Below are 14,689 nucleotides of genomic sequence, written 5' to 3'. Positions count from 1 at the left end.
TTAAAGATAAATCGGTTTGAGATAGGGTAACTATTGAATCTTAAATATCAAGTCATTGAAGAAGAATTTCTGACTAATTTGCTATAATATTGCCATATAGTACTTAAAAGCAAGTAGATAAAATCATTATTAGCTTTTGAATTTGAGAAAAACCTTAAAAATATAAATGTAATTATATGGAAAGTAAAGAGAATCCTATCGCTGATCGCATTAGATTGCTGCAGGCGAAAATCACGCAAAATTTGGATTCAGAGGTTAAACCTCGCAAGGATGTAATTAAATCAGATCCAAAAGAAGAAAAAGAAGAGGGGAATTGGAATGACTGGGATGACTGGAATATACGTAACTGGGGTGACTACGATTCTAACCAAAATTTAGATGGATGAAAAGATTTTCCTTTTGAAGGATATTCGCCCAACTTCTCTGGTCGTATTTCAAGCAACATCTTTTTGCAATATTAATTGTAGCTACTGCTACTTACCAAACAGAGATAAGAGGAACAACATAAGTATTGAAACTATTCAAAAGACCTTTGAATTTTTACTAACTTCAGGTTTAATTGGTGAAAGATTATCTATTTTGTGGCATATGGGAGAACCTCTTTCTGCAGGCATCCAATTTTACGAAAGGGCTTTTAAAATAATAGACAGACTTTTACCGAGTACTACCAAATTTCATCATAGCTTTCAAACAAATGGGGTGCTCTTAAATCATAACTGGTGTGATTTTATTATTAAACATAAGATTCAAATGGGCGTAAGCATTGATGGCCCAAAGTTTTTACATGATAAAAATCGTTTGTGTAGAAATGGACTGGGATCCTTTGATTTAGTAATGAACGGTATTAATTGTTTAAAGAAATACCAGATAAATTTTAGTACAATATCTGTACTAAGTTATGAATCGTTATCATATCCTAAGGAAATATTTGACTTTTTCAATAATCTAGATACTATTAACTCTGGTTTTAATGTAGAAGAAATTGAAGGGATTAATAAAACATCTTCACTACAGACGCCCCTTGCCCAGAATAAAATACGAAATTTTTATGAGATATTTTATGACTGCTGGGAGAAAAACGACAAGTTAGACATGATGCGTGAGTTCAAGAAGGTCAAGAGATACATACATAACTTTCCTAGCAAATTCAAATTCGGCCAATCTACCAGGCGGGCTGATAATTATCCTTTCAAGATGTTAAATGTACTTTACAATGGAGATTTATCAACCTATTCTCCTGAGTTAGCAGATATTGATCAGAAGTTTGTACTTGGAAATGTGTATGATACAACACTGGAGGAAATACTAGATAGTGAGAAGTTTATAAATTTGAGCAAGCAAGTGGAAAGGGGGGTTAGCCAATGTCGAGACATATGTAGTTATTTTAATTTATGCGGTGGCGGAGCGCCATCAAATAAATACTTTGAAAATGGGACATTCGATTCAACGGAATCAATGTCCTGCAAATATAATACGCAAATGCCGATAGATGTTGTTTTAGAGAAGATGGAGAATAGTTATAAATAGCATTTATATGGGCGACATTAGGCTGTTTCTTGATACTTCGGATCCAATTTTTTTATCAAAGAACTCGGGCGTTATTTGTTTAAAGGAACCAAATATCGACTTTGAAAATTACAAAAGTGGCGTTTTTATTCCTAAGCTTGATTTTGAGGTGTTAGACATGGTTGGAAATGGGATAGCAACCAGTAATAAAAATGACTTGGGAAGAACAGTCTACATTGGGCAATTCGACGAAAAAGTAAATGATTATTTTTTTGGTGAATATATTAAGCATATTACTGAGATCAATGTCCAATACGAGCAAGAGATTATAAATAAATTGGTATTAAAGAATGTAGAACAATTTGTATTGAACTTGCTTAATAAAAAGAAGAATGTTTCTTTCAACAAATATTCTTCTGCTATACAAGCAACTAATAAGCAAATTATAAGAGCAAATGCAGTAAGTGGATATGATATTGTAAATTATTCTTCAACACAAAACCCAAATTCTCCCTTCAAGTTAAGAGGTCTTCATATTGATAATTGGCAAATACCTAGATTTTGCGTATCTAAAAGACATTTAGCAGGGGTAAAGTTGGGTCTGAATATTGGCCTTCAAAAACGTGATGTTATGTTTATAGACTCTTCGGTTTCTTTGATGGCGCAAGTTTTGCAGAATGCTGGAGACAAACAAGTAAAAAGTTTTTTGCATGGGGATTTTGCTACACCTATTGGAGAGATGTTTATGCTTTATAATCCGTTGATACCTGTGTACAAATTTACATTAGCTCCAAATTCATATTATATAATGCCTGTACAAAATATGGTTCATGATGGATTTCCGTTTTTGCAGAATTATACTGATTATAATTTTATGATGTCTTTCACACATTTTAATTTTTTATAGAGTTAAATTTTGGTTGATGAAGGTTATCCGACAACCTAATTTGTGAAGCATCAAAAAAAATATGGGAGACTGATGCCGCTTCTTAAATAATGCCAGGATCCTACACCAATTTTATCTGTCTAAAATCTGGATACATCTTTAGAAAAATGTCTTCCAATTCGTTCTTCAACACTTTTATGCGGACTTTAAGCAGTAAGTGTGCACCTTTTTTAGTTCACGAGATGGACTGTTTTTTTAGAAAACCACTTAGTAATTACATAATTGGCCGTGGATTCTGCAATGCTGCTTAAAATAACTTCGCAGTATTTGCATCGCCGGAGTAATTTACCAATTCTGATTGTTTGTAATGTATTTGTTGAAACTGGTTACGTATCTCTGGAAGGACTGAATCTGGTTAAATTTTTCTTTTTCCCTTCATCTTCCAAGTGATGAGTAAGGTAGGAGTCAAGATCGCCATAGAAAATTACAGAGAAAAACATGTAGGTAAGGCTGATATCTGCTGAATTATTACAGATTCAACAGATGTACAGAAGCACGTTGAGGCGGACAATTCTGATATGTTGAGAACGGATTTTTCAAGAAAGGCTGTCGGTCCGGTTAAAAAACTGAAAATTTCAACTCGCTAGGCTGAATCTCTCGCGTCTCGTTAATTAGAGTGGAAAATCTTTCAGTCAATGCTCCAAAATTTGATGATGATTTAAAGAAATTATAACGCGCCTAAAAATCTCGCTTATGATGCATCTTATAAGTTTTGGAATCAGGTTTTTGTGCTTTCAGATTTGAAGGGATTTAATGAATAATTTTGATATTGTAGGAGAGATTATGTTGACTGGATATTCCGGAGCATATCTACCACCTAAAAGTCGTAATGTTTGGAATATTAAAGTAGCCTGATTCGCTGGAATCGCCTGCCATTCCGGCACATGTTGACCCCCTTAAAAGTTGAGAACGAAACGTACCGGAGCATGTTGACCCCTATAAATGGGATTTCGACATCGTGTACCGGAGCATACCGACCCGCTCTTAGCGTTGGTTTATTTAATGATCTTTTAATGAAAAAAAGATCACTGATGGCTGGAAAACCGAGACCTATGAGCTAGATTAAACAACTTTGACGATTACATTCTCAAGAATATTCCATCAGGGTTGCTGCCGCTGCGCTCGGTCTCAGCAAGAATACTGTGAAGTTGTAATTAAGTAAACTGGAATCTGTAAATATCGATCCGCAGGAATTATTGTAGCTGGAAGCCCCTGCACTGGAAAACAAGTTTCATGCCAGCAATCCCGCTTATAAAGATCCAAACATTTAAGTGATTTATAAATAGTTGATATACATTAAATTATTGTGAAGGAATGGCTCATACTATTAAAGTAAGGCAATGATATATCAATTTACACTAAATTCAAAAAATATATATTGCGGTTTCAAAATTAATGATTATCCTAGTGTTCACATTTTAAATATCTTTAAACCAGTACTTTATGATGAACATGAAACAGAAACACGAAGGGTATCTAACAAAGGAAGAGAAAGACTTCTTTACAAAGTTAATTCAGAATGCAAGACCAAAACATCCTGATTTTCATAGTTTCTTTATTCAAGAAACAAATTGTAAAGTAGATGTTATTAAGCTTTAAGCTAAGAAGCACAGAAAAAAGAAACCCACTGTTTTCGAACGGTGGGTTTCTTGCTATTTATATATAAACGATATGGAAGAGCATCCAATTTTTATTCATAAGGAGGTAACTGACTGGTCAGAGGCAACTTATAGAACTGTTCAATTATATATACATTTGTTAATTGGTTTATATCGCCTAGTAAAAGAAGGTGTGTTAACTCCAGAGCAAGCCGAAGACATGCAACGAGAAGCAAGAGAGTATGCTACAAGTCTTCCTCAATGACTGCATAGTGTGCAAGTAGGTTATCGGAGTTTAAAAGGTTTATTTTGACATTAGGGTGCGTTTTAATTGTTTCTTCTAATACTGACTTTAAAACTTTGAGATCACCGTTCAGTACAATTTTTGCATCATCATATTGAATTTGAGGACTTGGTTGTTCTACTACATAATTAACAGTATATTTTTTTGCTGTATCTATGAATTTGTATATTTCATCTTGAGCTTCTATCAATGATGGTCTAAAAACTAAGGTTACTCGAAATACTGGCATAACGGTTTATTTAGATTGGAGGTTATCAATAATTTTCTTGAGGAACAGGATTTCTTCTTTTTGCTGTTGGATGATTTGTTCATATAGTTTCTTCTCCTGATCTGAAAGACCATTGTTGACTACATAACCGTTAACCCACTTGATTGTGGGTAACGTTAAAAATCATTTTCTCATTGAAGTTCATTATATCTTCAACTTTCACCTTAAGAATTTCAGCAATTCTAACCAGTCTAGGGTAGCTTACTTCGGATTCGTCTCTTTCGATCTTACCATATCCGGCTTGAGTCATTTAAGATTTATGAGCCATATATTCCTGGGTATAGTTTTTCAGCTCCCGAATCTTCTTAATTTTTTCTCCTATTTCCATTGAATCAATATTTTATCCAAAGTTGTAAATAAATCCTCACAGTTTTTAAAAGAAACGGGGTAAAGTATCGGGAAAGTTAGTTTTGTGGCTCACTTAAAAATTGGAACCTCCTGATATGAATGATGATTTTCAAGAAACTGACTCTAGCCAATCAGACTTGTGGGCAAAGAAAAAGGTATTATCTGCTTTCTTAGTGGCTGGTATTTTACTTGGTGGAGCTGCATTATATGGTGAGTTTATCAAATCCAAAGATTCTTCAACAAAAACTGAAACTGCGGTACCATATGTATATTCCGTAACCGATGAATATCTAGGTACTTATCATGGAACACAAGCTTCATACAACCTAAAGAACAAATATGGTAGCGATATGGTAGTTAATGGTCGATACATTCGTATTGCTCCAATAGATTTCAAATTAGAATTGAAAAGGGATGGAGAAGTCAATTTAGTTTTAACATCATTAGAGGATAATCAGCCTAATTTTTATCAAGGAAATTATTCTTTTATCGTTGACAGAGACGGTTATTTAAAGCTAGAATGTAACTTTAGTGATGGTACCACTAACCCAAGGTATTATTTGGACATAAACAACGTCACAAAAAATACCCAGGCTATTAAATCTGGTGAACCTACTGTTGATCTTGTGAAGATATTGTAATATTAGGATTCTTTTTGTGGTGGTTTAACAGCCATTAATGCCTTTAACATAGCATCAAAATCTGGAGCCTTTTTCTTTTTAGAATTAGGCTTCTCTTTTTTATTATCTTGATTATTAGACTTCTCCATTGAATATAAGGTCTTTATAGGTCAAACGACCTGCAATATTTTCTAAAACTACATTAAATCTTTGAGACGTTGTAAAATCTCTTGAGTTGAATCTATAAGTCGATTCCGTTACATAAGTCTGCAAATGTTTAACGCTGACCCAATGGTATGTTCCTTCAATAGTTCTTTTAAAATGACTCCAGAAGTTCTCAACACCATTCGTATGAGCCATTCCATTTACAAACTATTTTACGCCATGATTAACTCGTTCATGGTTAAAATTTTTGTTCAAGTTATTATATGCGTGCCATTCATCAGTCATAACCAAGGCATTACATTTAACGTTAGCTTCAATAATAGGCTCAATGGTTGCTTGTTTTGTATCCGAAACAACATGAGCAATAATGTTTCCATCCCGTTCTAACATTCCTAGAACCGGCTTCTTGGTTTTAGTACTTCTACCTTGTCTACCACCAACTTTTTTCCACTCGTGCTTATTCTTTTCGTTACCGTCAACGTAAGTTTCGTCGATTTCAACAACTGTACCAAGTTCTTTCTTAAACGATGGATGATCAAACGCATATCTTAAACGGTGTAACAAAAACCAAGCCGTCTTTTGAGTTACATCGATATCCTTTGCTAATTGGTGAGAAGAAATACCCTTTTTATGAGAAGAAAAGATATATAAGGCCATAAACCATTTAATCAATGGTATTTTGGTATCCTCGAAAATAGTACCAACTTTAACGTTAAAGTATTTTCCAGTGTTTTTACACTTGTAACGATTATTAGCACAAACGTAAACCTTACTGGATTCATCAAATGGAGAAACAACAGTAACATTCCAACGAAGTTTTTCCAAATGCTCAATGCATTCCTTTTCCGTTGGAAAAGCTTTTACTAAATCGAGTATACTTTTGAATTCTCCTACCATGATTAACAGCTGATTACACTATAAAGATAAGAATAAATTTACACTAAAACAAGCAATTTTGAGAATTTATTTACACTAAATTCACCCTCTTTTATGACGAATAGAATTAAATTCCTTCGATATTTAAGTAAACTTAAACGACATGAATTTCATGATGTTGATAAGATTCTGAAGGATTTGGATTATATAAAATACAGCTCGAAATATCAGTTTTTAGATAACTTGAAAAAATCAGGTTTAATTAATTTACAGGAAAGTGGAACACCCCCAGTTTATTACAGCACAATAGATAAAGATGGGAATCCTGACATTGTTGAAGTTGGTGGGGTTAATGACCTTAAATTACTTGTTGAAATTAAGGACGAAGCCTTCGACTATCTTGATCAAGAAAATCAAAATAAGAATAGTCGTTTGGCCAGTTGGTGGGGAGCTCATGGACAATGGTTCTCTGGAATTATTGCTTTAATATCTTTTACATATGGCTTAGTTCAACACAATGATTTAGAAAAAGCAGAAGCGATAATAATTCAAAGAGATAGCACAATTACTAGCCAAAAAATAACAATAGAATTGTTATCAAAATCATTGTCAGCATCCCGTGAAGAAATGCAAGTCCTTCAGAAGAAATCAACCAATCATGTAATGTCGAAAAAATAGCTTTCATAATAATTTCCGTTTATTATAAATAGTATGGATTTCATGACCTTCATCGAAAAATATTCTCCTTATTTAGTTGTAGCAGCTGGCGTTTTATTAGTGTTATTCACTTTCATTAATAGTCAATCGGATCAGAAGCAGAAAGATAGAATCGAGCAATTGACTAAAAATGATAGTATTATCACAAAGAATGTGAAAGAAATAGTTGATACCATAAAAAATACTTCAACTGAAAATCACAAGTTAGCCATTCAGACTAAAAATTTAACAGAACAAGTTAAACGGCTTAATGATCAAATTAACGACTTAGTGAAGGAAATTGATAAAAGGACAGCTTTTGATGCAGCAGAAAATTTACAATCTGGTAAATTGAAATTTGGTTTTAATCCACGTCTGAGCAAAGAAGCTAGAATTTATCTGGGCAAAGGTGCTATCAGCATTCCTTCTGATGGTTTAAACCTTCAAAACGAAGATAAAGACGGGGGAAGTATTTTTATAAAATTAAGATATGGAAAGGATGAACTGTTAATTAGTATGAAAGTATTAGATACTAGTGGTAATGTAATTGTGGAAATAGATGACAATTATTGGAGACCAAATCCAAATTTCACAAGCAAACGAAACTATGACGATTTCGGATTTGAAGTTATGGACAATCAAGGAAACATTGCAATGAATATTGATCAAATAGGCAATGATGTTACCGTCCAAGGCATTCTTGCATTATCTAATGGTTCCGTGATGGTAGCATCAGATGATGGTACCACTATTTATCTGAAAGAAGATTTTCAAAAACAGACCAAAAAATTTAAAATAAGGCAACTTTTTGAATATACGGGGAAAAATTATCTAGGAAAACGTAGATAGTCCGGTGTAAATTGATATATCATTACCTAAAGTAATATTAAGTATTTAAAACAGCGTTGAACAATTTATTGGTTTTACATCCTTTACCCATTCAATTTTAATCTCGTCGGTCAAATATTTATAAATGGCAAATTGCAGGCATTTTTATATACTACATTGGGGAACTAATGAGATCGGCAAAAGTAACTGAGGTATATAATTGTATTATTCGTATAGGCAGTCGGTCAAATTAATTTATTATATGAAGTTGGATTTTTTAGTATCTGTTGGTAACTTATATAAAAAACCGTCTTGCTATGAAAAGATCCTACTTTAAAATCAGAGGTAAATTCGACTTTTCACCCCACCGTTTTGAGATTGGTAATCCGCTTATTCAAAGCTGGCATTTCAACCACAATTATCTCTTTAAGAAAATTTACCTTCTGCCCGTTTCAGATTACGCGGCATTTTATGATTACCATCTTCAATACTTTCTTAATGCAAATCCAGATCAGCAACAGTCCTTTTTTGAACACCTGTCAAGGATCATTTCCGAGCGGATCGCTTATTACAAATTGCAGGACCCATTCTCTTCCAGGCAAAAAATCTATCAATCGAACCTTATCAAACTGGATTCCTTTCAATCGTTTCTCCGCTCAATCGATCAATGGCACGTTTTCGACCCACTTGAATCGGTCATCGCAGAAAAGGACCGTTTGATTGATCAGCTGACAGTGGAAAACGCTCAACTGAAAGAGCTGGTTAAGGAGATGAAAGCATATGACACAACAGAAAAGATCAATATCGTTGAGAACCATCTGGGTACTTTTATTGATCTTATTCAGCAAATGCAGCTACTGAAATTGAATGAGAATAAGAAGCTTCTGAACGTACAGACCAAGAGTGCATGGTACAAACTGCTTTCCAGATATTTCCTTCACGGCGGAAATCCTATACCGTTAGAGACTGCACGTAACTATTTTTCAGTAAAAGACAATGATGATTCCGGCAAAGGAACAAAAGTCAAAGATGATCATAAGTTATTTATAATCAATCAAATGAATACGAAAAAGTAGCTTTGTGGCTTGACCAATGGATGGTTTTGGTCACTATTATTTGAACTTCCCATAGTATGTTTGCTTTTGATGATTATGGCGGTGGTACCCCGTCATCAGTCACGTTTATGTTCCATCCTTAAACAAAAGCAGTCATGAATGTAGAATTGATCACCAGGGAAGACTTGCGGCAGTTTAAAACTGAACTTCTCGAAGAATTCAAAACCATTGTCTCAAAGGCGAAGCCCTCACCGCATGGCAGGTGGCTTAAAAGCGCCCAGGTAAGAGAGCTCTTAAAGATCTCGCCAGGAACACTTTTGAACCTGCGTGTCAATGGGCACCTGCGTTACACGAAAGTGGGCGGCAGCTTTTACTACCAGTATGAGGACATCGAGCTCATGCTGGCAAAAGGGCCATCTAAAAAGCGCTAAATGGATGAAAGTCTCTGAGACAAACCTTACCAATCCGGCGGGAGCCGGGTTGGTAGAAGGAGTATGGGATGATTCCAGACTCCGCGCTGTGCACATCTGTCTGTATGCGGCCATTGCCTTTCACTGCGTGAAAGCCAGCCAAAATCAGATCCAGATCAGCCGCAGAAGGTTAATGCGCTATGCAAGAATTAAATCTATTGCAACGTATCACAGCTGCATCCGGGACCTTGCCCGGTTTGGTCACATTGATTATCACCCATCTTTTCATCCGCTGCGAGCAAGCCGTATAGTACTCAGCGGTCAGGGTCAAAAGAACTTAAACAAGAAGGATCATGGATAAGGAACTGTTGATAACCATGTATGAGAGGAAAGATCCGAAGCGAAGAAGAAAACTCTACGAATTTTTTCAGGAGCTCTTCGCTCAGAATCTTTCAGCCTTGCTTACAGTCGAGATCATCAATAAAGAGCTCGGCAGTGAACTTACCGTGCTGTACGATGTGAAGTACATCCGCTCGCACGCAGCGAAATGGAATGATCCGGGAAAAACCGGTAAAACTTCTTCCGACACTATTCCAAAACCGGTGGAACCAAATACGGTATGGATAGAAGAGGACGCACTGAAAAGACAATCATTTAAAAGTTCAAAATTTGGTAAGTCATGAAAAAATTTCATTTCATTGCCCAGTCCAAAGGCGGCGTGGGTAAATCTCTTTTGATGTATTTATTCGCACTGAAGTACGGACATGAAAAAGACATCCTTTTCGTTGACCTGGATTCTTCTACCGAATCCAGCAAGAAGCAGCTATCCTTCATTGACCGTGACAATTTTGATGTCGTCAGTCTTAACGATGATAGAGATGTACTGGTGCGGGATCTTTTGGTCGGTTACCTTGAAGAGGCTTCAGAGAGCCGGTATGAGGAGGTCTATTTTGATCTCGGTTCGCCGGAAAGCGCACAACTTCCGTCGCTAATCAGGTATGATCTTCCGATGAAGGAATTTGCTGACGAGTCGGGTTTCGAAATGATCTTTCATGTGGTCATTGGCGGCGGGACAGCCTACCAGTCTTCGGTTAACTATCTGGACCAGATCAGAGCAGCAGTTGGAAACGATTTTAAAATCATTGTCTGGAAGAGCATTACTTCATTCCGCGGTTTTGCAACACTTGCCCAGGATCTGGAAGAGCGCTGCCTAAAGGCTGGGCTTCGGCTGAGACAATTTGGAGATTTTGAACCACGCACGGCCCAGGGAGGAGAAATCCTGGACGGGGCACGACTTGGCTGGGGAATGGAGAATTACAGCCGTGGTACTCGGCTAAAATTAAAGGGGCAACTTCAAACAGACATCAAAGATGAATGATAAAAAAGAGCGGATATCGCATGTGCTCAATTATATCAAGGCGGAGTATTTTTTGAAGTACGGGATGGAGATGGACGAATGGACAGTCATTAATTTTGCTGAAATCAGGGAACATTTTGCTGTCATGAGAAAAGAGCTGAATGCCAACCTTCTTGAAAGCAAAAAATTGCAGCAGACGTTCAAGGGGTCTATCAGTTCGATAAACTTCGCTTCTGACAAACAGTCGTTTGTTCACGGACTGGGCATTAGTATTCCGTATGCAGTCTGCACCCTGATCCTTGGTCTTTTATGCTACTATTACCTGAGCACATTCAAGATGTATCAGGCAGTAAGCAGATACGTTGAGGATATGAAAAACATAGAATCTTACCAGGGCCTTATACGCGAAGGAAATATCAGAACCGAAAACGAGGTCGAGTATTTAATCCTGAAACAAGCAAAGACCGGAGATAACACCTTTGGTCAGGTCTACGAGTTTGATGCAAAAAGAAAAGAGGTCCGCGTTCCGCTTCGAAGGCTAAAATGATCCTTTTAAATCCAATTAAGGCAATTAAAGTCATTTTGGATCTGAAAAAGGTAATAAGAAGTCAGAAGAATTATTTATAATCAATTTAAGTCACTGTTTAATCATTTTTAAATCGTTCGGGTCCTTGCGATGGTTTTCTCCATAGCCAGCTATCGCCGGTACGTCGCAAAAAAGCGACAACCGGCGAGAACTGGCAAGGGGAAAACCCCTTGACCCCAGCTATTCGCCTATCGGCTCATAGCTTAATGCTGAAGACTTATGGAAAAGAAACAAAAAGGCAGACCGCCGAAAGGGGAGAGGACTGCTAAAAGAGAACATTTTTCGGTATGGGTCAGTAAAGAAGAAAAAGAGCTGATCAATCAGAAAATTGAAAGAAGCGGGCTTTCAGCCAGTCAGTTCTTTTTAACCCAGGTCCTGGATGTGCCATTGAAAAGACCTCAGATTAAAACGCTGCCTGATAAAACAGCGGAACTCTACAAAGTGCTCAGGATGCTGAGCGGCCAGTTTGCCGTAGCGGTGCTACGGGCCAGTCAGGCCGATATGCTTTCCAAACAGTGGCAAGAGAGTAGCCAGAATATTTCACTGATCTCAAAGCTTCTGATGCAGTGGGTGTATGAGGATTTTGAAGTACGATCATTCCGGCAGATACTTATAGAAATCAGGGACTGGACGGGGCAGCTTTACATTTATCTGGAAAAGATGCTGCCAAGTGGAGAAGGTAAAACTGCTGCGCTTGAAACGACATCCAGACTTTTTCATAAAAGCAGGGAGCTTCTTGAAAAGTATGAAGCGCATTACCTGAAACAGGAAGTGCCAAGCGATCTGGCCATTTGGCAGGACGATAAACCAGATCCTAGAATTCCGGTGCATGGTGTGATTAGAGAAACAATGGAGCAGTTATTAAAACAACGGAAATCATGATAGGAAAGGTTGGACTGGGCAGGTATGCCAAAGGGATTTTGCAGTACTGCTACTATGACAAGCAGCTAACGGCAAAACAGATTAGTGAACTTGGGCCGAAGGATGTAAGAGGGGAGCTTGTCTACATTCAGAACCTGGCGCTTCAAAAGCTTCCGGATGGAAGATTTGACATCAACAATCTATCAAAGCAGTTTCTGGATAATAGCGGTAAGAACAGAAGACTCACCAAATTCATCTGGCATCAGTCGTTTAGTTTTGCGCCGGGAGAGAATCCGGGAAATGATAAGATCACCCAGATTGCTATGGAGTTTGCAAAAGACTTCGGATTTGAAGATAACCAGATGGCAGTGTTCCTTCATACAGATAAGGCGCACCGTCATTTTCACATCGCTGCGAACCGGATTAATTACAACGGAAAGAATACGGCTGATCATTTTAATAATTATGCAAGGGTTGGTAAATTCTGCCGGAAGATGGAGTTGGAACTTGGTCTTCAGATTACACCGGAAATGCATCTGACGGCTGAGAATAAAGACAAGCCCCGCCAGACGGCTGATCAGGCGCTTCTGAAATTGAAGAATACAATTGACAGTATCTTGCCAAATGTTTCCACCATGCAGCAGTTGAGCACCGAACTGCAAAAGCAAGGCGTGAAAACTTTCATCAAACGCGGTGTTACTTTCATTAACACCAAAAATGGAATGAAAGTGAAGGGTTCAGATATCGGAAGGGAATATTCATTCGCAAATCTGGAAAAGCGCCTTGGCGTAATTCAAACCATGGAAAAAAGTAAATCGGCTGAACTAAGTTTGACGAGACAGCGGAAGAGAGGATTGAGTATTTGATGCGCTATTTGAAATTTTAGTAATCAATAATTTTTCACTGCCTTACCAGCAAATTGGTAAGACAGTGAAATAAATAATGCGTAGGTGCCGGTAGCAAAGCTGATCTCAGTTGTATATGCCACAATCAGGCATTTGATCAAAGCCAACACAGCTTTAATCCTGCCGCTGTAAAAGCGGTCTCAAAGTTTCTTTTGCTCAAAAAAATAAGCCGAACCCAGTTGTATATGTCGTAAGGGACATTTAATGAAACTATCCAAGTTTCATCCTACGGCTTTACAAGAAGCCTCTAATTTTATTATTCCACAATTACAGTGATGCCAGCACCAGCTGCTTTTCGTTCTATTTTTTGTTTCAATCCACCGTAACCCCAGTTGCGAAGAAGAAAGGGATCCTGTGAAGCCTGCTTTTCTTTTTCCTGCTGATCTACCAATAGCAGCGTCGCTGCCTGATTTTTCAGACATAGATCAATCAATCGCTTACTATATACGTGCTGTTTTTGATTCACGTAACGTTTTTCTGCATACCGTAAATTTTCGATCGTGTTTTCTTTAAATCTCTTTTTGGTCTGGTTATTCATAAAGGACATAGCATTCTGCTTTCTTTGGATGGCTGCCTGAATAGAAAGTCTTTTGTAAAGGAATTCGTCTTTTTTTCCGATAGTGTACCGGGCTCTGCCAATTGTCAGCATAATTGGATAATCCAGTGAGAGAGAAGCTTCCGCGATGATATTTTCATTAAGCAGGTGAACCTGATTTTCTGACTCAAAAACGGCCATCATGAAAATCTTCCCTTTTTCAAGTACAAGCGAGCTGGTGCAAAGCTTGATTTCCTTTTTCACCAAGCGATGCAGTAAGTTCTTCTTGTCAGAGAAATCTTTTCCCAGGTACGTTTTAAATGGGATGTCGAAGAGTTTGAAATGAAAGATATTGCTTTCAGAGCAGGCTATCAACGATTTTACGTCAGTTCCCTTAAACGGAATAGGTAAATCCTTTTTAAAGTTCGGCAGTGTTTTTTCGCCTGTTATGTAGGAGACCAAATTCGTATTAAAAGTACTTACCAAAGTACTGTTCAGAGAGCTCATAATGTGCATTGGGATGCTGCCCTTAAAGTTTCTGGCCAGTATCTGATAACTGGTATTCATTCGGGATGTAGCAAGAATACCATCCTCATCTTCTTTAATATTAGCAAGTTTGGCTTTTACTTCATCTGTTAGATAAATGATTTCCTTGATTTGCTGCTGCACAAAGTGATGGGTGAAAATCAGGTTCGATGCTTTAAAACAGATGTAGCGCCAATCATACAGAGTTTTGAAGATTTGTGACTTATAATCTGGATCCTCGCTGTCGATTTTTAGCTGGATTTTACGGGTGAAAAATAGCTTTTCCATTTCTGTAAGAGG

At 37.2% G+C, this 14,689-nt stretch carries 19 protein-coding genes and 1 pseudogene; 15 read left to right on the top strand and 5 right to left on the bottom strand.

The window, feature by feature from the left end; all coding sequences use genetic code 11:
- The first annotated feature begins 176 nt into the window (after positions 1-176).
- The 4 genes from IEE83_RS26725 to IEE83_RS26710 all read left to right on the top strand — a co-directional run bounded on the left by IEE83_RS26725 (position 177) and on the right by IEE83_RS26710 (position 4,315).
- Positions 177-386 carry a hypothetical protein gene (locus IEE83_RS26725; protein WP_194123832.1) on the top strand — a complete coding sequence of 70 codons (210 nt, stop codon included), beginning with the start codon at positions 177-179 and terminating at the stop codon, positions 384-386.
- Positions 379-1,527, top strand: a complete 1,149-nt coding sequence (gene grrM, locus IEE83_RS26720) for a cyclophane-forming radical SAM/SPASM peptide maturase GrrM/OscB (RefSeq protein WP_194123830.1) — start codon at positions 379-381, stop codon at positions 1,525-1,527. Before IEE83_RS26725 ends, grrM begins: the two co-directional genes overlap by 8 nt.
- Positions 1,528-1,534: 7 nt before the next feature.
- A complete protein-coding gene (locus IEE83_RS26715; protein ID WP_194123828.1) occupies positions 1,535-2,413 on the top strand; it encodes a hypothetical protein in 879 nt (292 codons plus the stop codon).
- A 1,710-nt stretch (positions 2,414-4,123) separates the two neighbouring features.
- A complete protein-coding gene (locus tag IEE83_RS26710; protein WP_194123827.1) occupies positions 4,124-4,315 on the top strand; it encodes a hypothetical protein in 192 nt (63 codons plus the stop codon).
- Here the strand turns inward: IEE83_RS26710 and IEE83_RS26705 are convergent.
- Complete coding sequence (locus tag IEE83_RS26705) at positions 4,296-4,583, bottom strand: hypothetical protein (RefSeq protein WP_194123825.1); 288 nt, start codon at positions 4,581-4,583, stop codon at positions 4,296-4,298. The two genes, IEE83_RS26710 and IEE83_RS26705, sit on opposite strands and share 20 nt — an antisense overlap.
- A gap of 130 nt (positions 4,584-4,713) precedes the next feature.
- Complete coding sequence (locus IEE83_RS33675; protein WP_369009358.1) at positions 4,714-4,872, bottom strand: helix-turn-helix domain-containing protein; 159 nt, start codon at positions 4,870-4,872, stop codon at positions 4,714-4,716.
- Positions 4,873-5,050: 178 nt separating this feature from the next.
- Here IEE83_RS33675 and IEE83_RS26700 point away from each other — a divergent pair, with 178 nt between their 5' ends.
- Positions 5,051-5,611, top strand: coding sequence for a hypothetical protein (locus IEE83_RS26700; protein WP_194123824.1), 561 nt, complete (start codon positions 5,051-5,053; stop codon positions 5,609-5,611).
- 2 nt (positions 5,612-5,613) lie between these two features.
- Here the strand turns inward: IEE83_RS26700 and IEE83_RS33340 are convergent, their stop codons facing one another.
- Positions 5,614-5,739, bottom strand: coding sequence for a hypothetical protein (locus IEE83_RS33340; RefSeq protein WP_262893263.1), 126 nt, complete (start codon positions 5,737-5,739; stop codon positions 5,614-5,616).
- Positions 5,726-6,652: pseudogene (locus IEE83_RS26695) on the bottom strand (IS1595 family transposase). Before IEE83_RS26695 ends, IEE83_RS33340 begins: the two are co-directional and overlap by 14 nt.
- A 93-nt stretch (positions 6,653-6,745) precedes the next feature.
- Here IEE83_RS26695 and IEE83_RS26690 point away from each other — a divergent pair.
- The 10 genes from IEE83_RS26690 to IEE83_RS26645 all read left to right on the top strand — a co-directional run bounded on the left by IEE83_RS26690 (position 6,746) and on the right by IEE83_RS26645 (position 13,290).
- Positions 6,746-7,309: a hypothetical protein gene (locus IEE83_RS26690; RefSeq protein ID WP_194123823.1), complete on the top strand. Its 564-nt coding sequence runs from the start codon at positions 6,746-6,748 to the stop codon at positions 7,307-7,309.
- A gap of 42 nt (positions 7,310-7,351) precedes the next feature.
- On the top strand, positions 7,352-8,176 hold the full coding sequence (locus IEE83_RS26685) for a coiled-coil domain-containing protein (RefSeq protein ID WP_194123821.1): 825 nt from the start codon (positions 7,352-7,354) through the stop codon (positions 8,174-8,176).
- A 296-nt stretch (positions 8,177-8,472) separates the two neighbouring features.
- Positions 8,473-9,231 (top strand): hypothetical protein, encoded by a 759-nt coding sequence (locus IEE83_RS26680; RefSeq protein WP_194123819.1) that lies wholly within the window; start codon positions 8,473-8,475, stop codon positions 9,229-9,231.
- A 134-nt stretch (positions 9,232-9,365) separates the two neighbouring features.
- Positions 9,366-9,641 (top strand): helix-turn-helix domain-containing protein, encoded by a 276-nt coding sequence (locus IEE83_RS26675; RefSeq protein ID WP_194123818.1) that lies wholly within the window; start codon positions 9,366-9,368, stop codon positions 9,639-9,641.
- Between the two features lie 4 nt (positions 9,642-9,645).
- On the top strand, positions 9,646-9,981 hold the full coding sequence (locus IEE83_RS26670; protein WP_194123817.1) for a hypothetical protein: 336 nt from the start codon (positions 9,646-9,648) through the stop codon (positions 9,979-9,981).
- Positions 9,974-10,303: a hypothetical protein gene (locus IEE83_RS26665; RefSeq protein WP_194123816.1), complete on the top strand. Its 330-nt coding sequence runs from the start codon at positions 9,974-9,976 to the stop codon at positions 10,301-10,303. Before IEE83_RS26670 ends, IEE83_RS26665 begins: the two co-directional genes overlap by 8 nt.
- Positions 10,300-10,998 (top strand): P-loop NTPase family protein, encoded by a 699-nt coding sequence (locus tag IEE83_RS26660; RefSeq protein WP_194123815.1) that lies wholly within the window; start codon positions 10,300-10,302, stop codon positions 10,996-10,998. Before IEE83_RS26665 ends, IEE83_RS26660 begins: the two co-directional genes overlap by 4 nt.
- Positions 10,991-11,524, top strand: a complete 534-nt coding sequence (locus tag IEE83_RS26655) for a hypothetical protein (protein ID WP_194123813.1) — start codon at positions 10,991-10,993, stop codon at positions 11,522-11,524. Before IEE83_RS26660 ends, IEE83_RS26655 begins: the two co-directional genes overlap by 8 nt.
- Before the next feature lie 258 nt (positions 11,525-11,782).
- Positions 11,783-12,445: a plasmid mobilization protein gene (locus tag IEE83_RS26650; RefSeq protein ID WP_194123811.1), complete on the top strand. Its 663-nt coding sequence runs from the start codon at positions 11,783-11,785 to the stop codon at positions 12,443-12,445.
- Positions 12,442-13,290 carry a relaxase/mobilization nuclease domain-containing protein gene (locus IEE83_RS26645; RefSeq protein WP_194123809.1) on the top strand — a complete coding sequence of 283 codons (849 nt, stop codon included), beginning with the start codon at positions 12,442-12,444 and terminating at the stop codon, positions 13,288-13,290. Before IEE83_RS26650 ends, IEE83_RS26645 begins: the two co-directional genes overlap by 4 nt.
- Before the next feature lie 295 nt (positions 13,291-13,585).
- Here IEE83_RS26645 and IEE83_RS26640 read toward each other — a convergent pair whose 3' ends face one another.
- A complete protein-coding gene (locus IEE83_RS26640; RefSeq protein ID WP_194123807.1) occupies positions 13,586-14,677 on the bottom strand; it encodes a hypothetical protein in 1,092 nt (363 codons plus the stop codon).
- Positions 14,678-14,689 lie beyond the last annotated feature (12 nt).

This window comes from Dyadobacter subterraneus (assembly GCF_015221875.1).
Classification (GTDB): domain Bacteria; phylum Bacteroidota; class Bacteroidia; order Cytophagales; family Spirosomataceae; genus Dyadobacter; species Dyadobacter subterraneus.
Note: the sequence above shows the minus strand (reverse complement) of the source record. Positions and strands in the feature narration are given on the sequence as shown.

What these genes read in the sequence shown, in the direction of transcription:
- IEE83_RS26710 (WP_194123827.1), top strand. Translation starts at nt 4,124, where the DNA reads ATGGAAGAGCATCCAATTTTTATTCATAAGGAGGTAACTGACTGGTCA.
- IEE83_RS26645 (WP_194123809.1), top strand. Translation starts at nt 12,442, where the DNA reads ATGATAGGAAAGGTTGGACTGGGCAGGTATGCCAAAGGGATTTTGCAG.
- IEE83_RS26670 (WP_194123817.1), top strand. Translation starts at nt 9,646, where the DNA reads ATGAAAGTCTCTGAGACAAACCTTACCAATCCGGCGGGAGCCGGGTTG.
- IEE83_RS26665 (WP_194123816.1), top strand. Translation starts at nt 9,974, where the DNA reads ATGGATAAGGAACTGTTGATAACCATGTATGAGAGGAAAGATCCGAAG.
- IEE83_RS33675 (WP_369009358.1), bottom strand. Translation starts at nt 4,872, where the DNA reads ATGACTCAAGCCGGATATGGTAAGATCGAAAGAGACGAATCCGAAGTA.
- IEE83_RS26650 (WP_194123811.1), top strand. Translation starts at nt 11,783, where the DNA reads ATGGAAAAGAAACAAAAAGGCAGACCGCCGAAAGGGGAGAGGACTGCT.
- IEE83_RS26640 (WP_194123807.1), bottom strand. Translation starts at nt 14,677, where the DNA reads ATGGAAAAGCTATTTTTCACCCGTAAAATCCAGCTAAAAATCGACAGC.
- IEE83_RS33340 (WP_262893263.1), bottom strand. Translation starts at nt 5,739, where the DNA reads ATGGAGAAGTCTAATAATCAAGATAATAAAAAAGAGAAGCCTAATTCT.
- IEE83_RS26660 (WP_194123815.1), top strand. Translation starts at nt 10,300, where the DNA reads ATGAAAAAATTTCATTTCATTGCCCAGTCCAAAGGCGGCGTGGGTAAA.
- IEE83_RS26655 (WP_194123813.1), top strand. Translation starts at nt 10,991, where the DNA reads ATGAATGATAAAAAAGAGCGGATATCGCATGTGCTCAATTATATCAAG.
- IEE83_RS26715 (WP_194123828.1), top strand. Translation starts at nt 1,535, where the DNA reads ATGGGCGACATTAGGCTGTTTCTTGATACTTCGGATCCAATTTTTTTA.
- IEE83_RS26675 (WP_194123818.1), top strand. Translation starts at nt 9,366, where the DNA reads ATGAATGTAGAATTGATCACCAGGGAAGACTTGCGGCAGTTTAAAACT.
- IEE83_RS26725 (WP_194123832.1), top strand. Translation starts at nt 177, where the DNA reads ATGGAAAGTAAAGAGAATCCTATCGCTGATCGCATTAGATTGCTGCAG.
- IEE83_RS26705 (WP_194123825.1), bottom strand. Translation starts at nt 4,583, where the DNA reads ATGCCAGTATTTCGAGTAACCTTAGTTTTTAGACCATCATTGATAGAA.
- IEE83_RS26685 (WP_194123821.1), top strand. Translation starts at nt 7,352, where the DNA reads ATGACCTTCATCGAAAAATATTCTCCTTATTTAGTTGTAGCAGCTGGC.
- IEE83_RS26680 (WP_194123819.1), top strand. Translation starts at nt 8,473, where the DNA reads ATGAAAAGATCCTACTTTAAAATCAGAGGTAAATTCGACTTTTCACCC.
- IEE83_RS26690 (WP_194123823.1), top strand. Translation starts at nt 6,746, where the DNA reads ATGACGAATAGAATTAAATTCCTTCGATATTTAAGTAAACTTAAACGA.
- grrM (WP_194123830.1), top strand. Translation starts at nt 379, where the DNA reads ATGGATGAAAAGATTTTCCTTTTGAAGGATATTCGCCCAACTTCTCTG.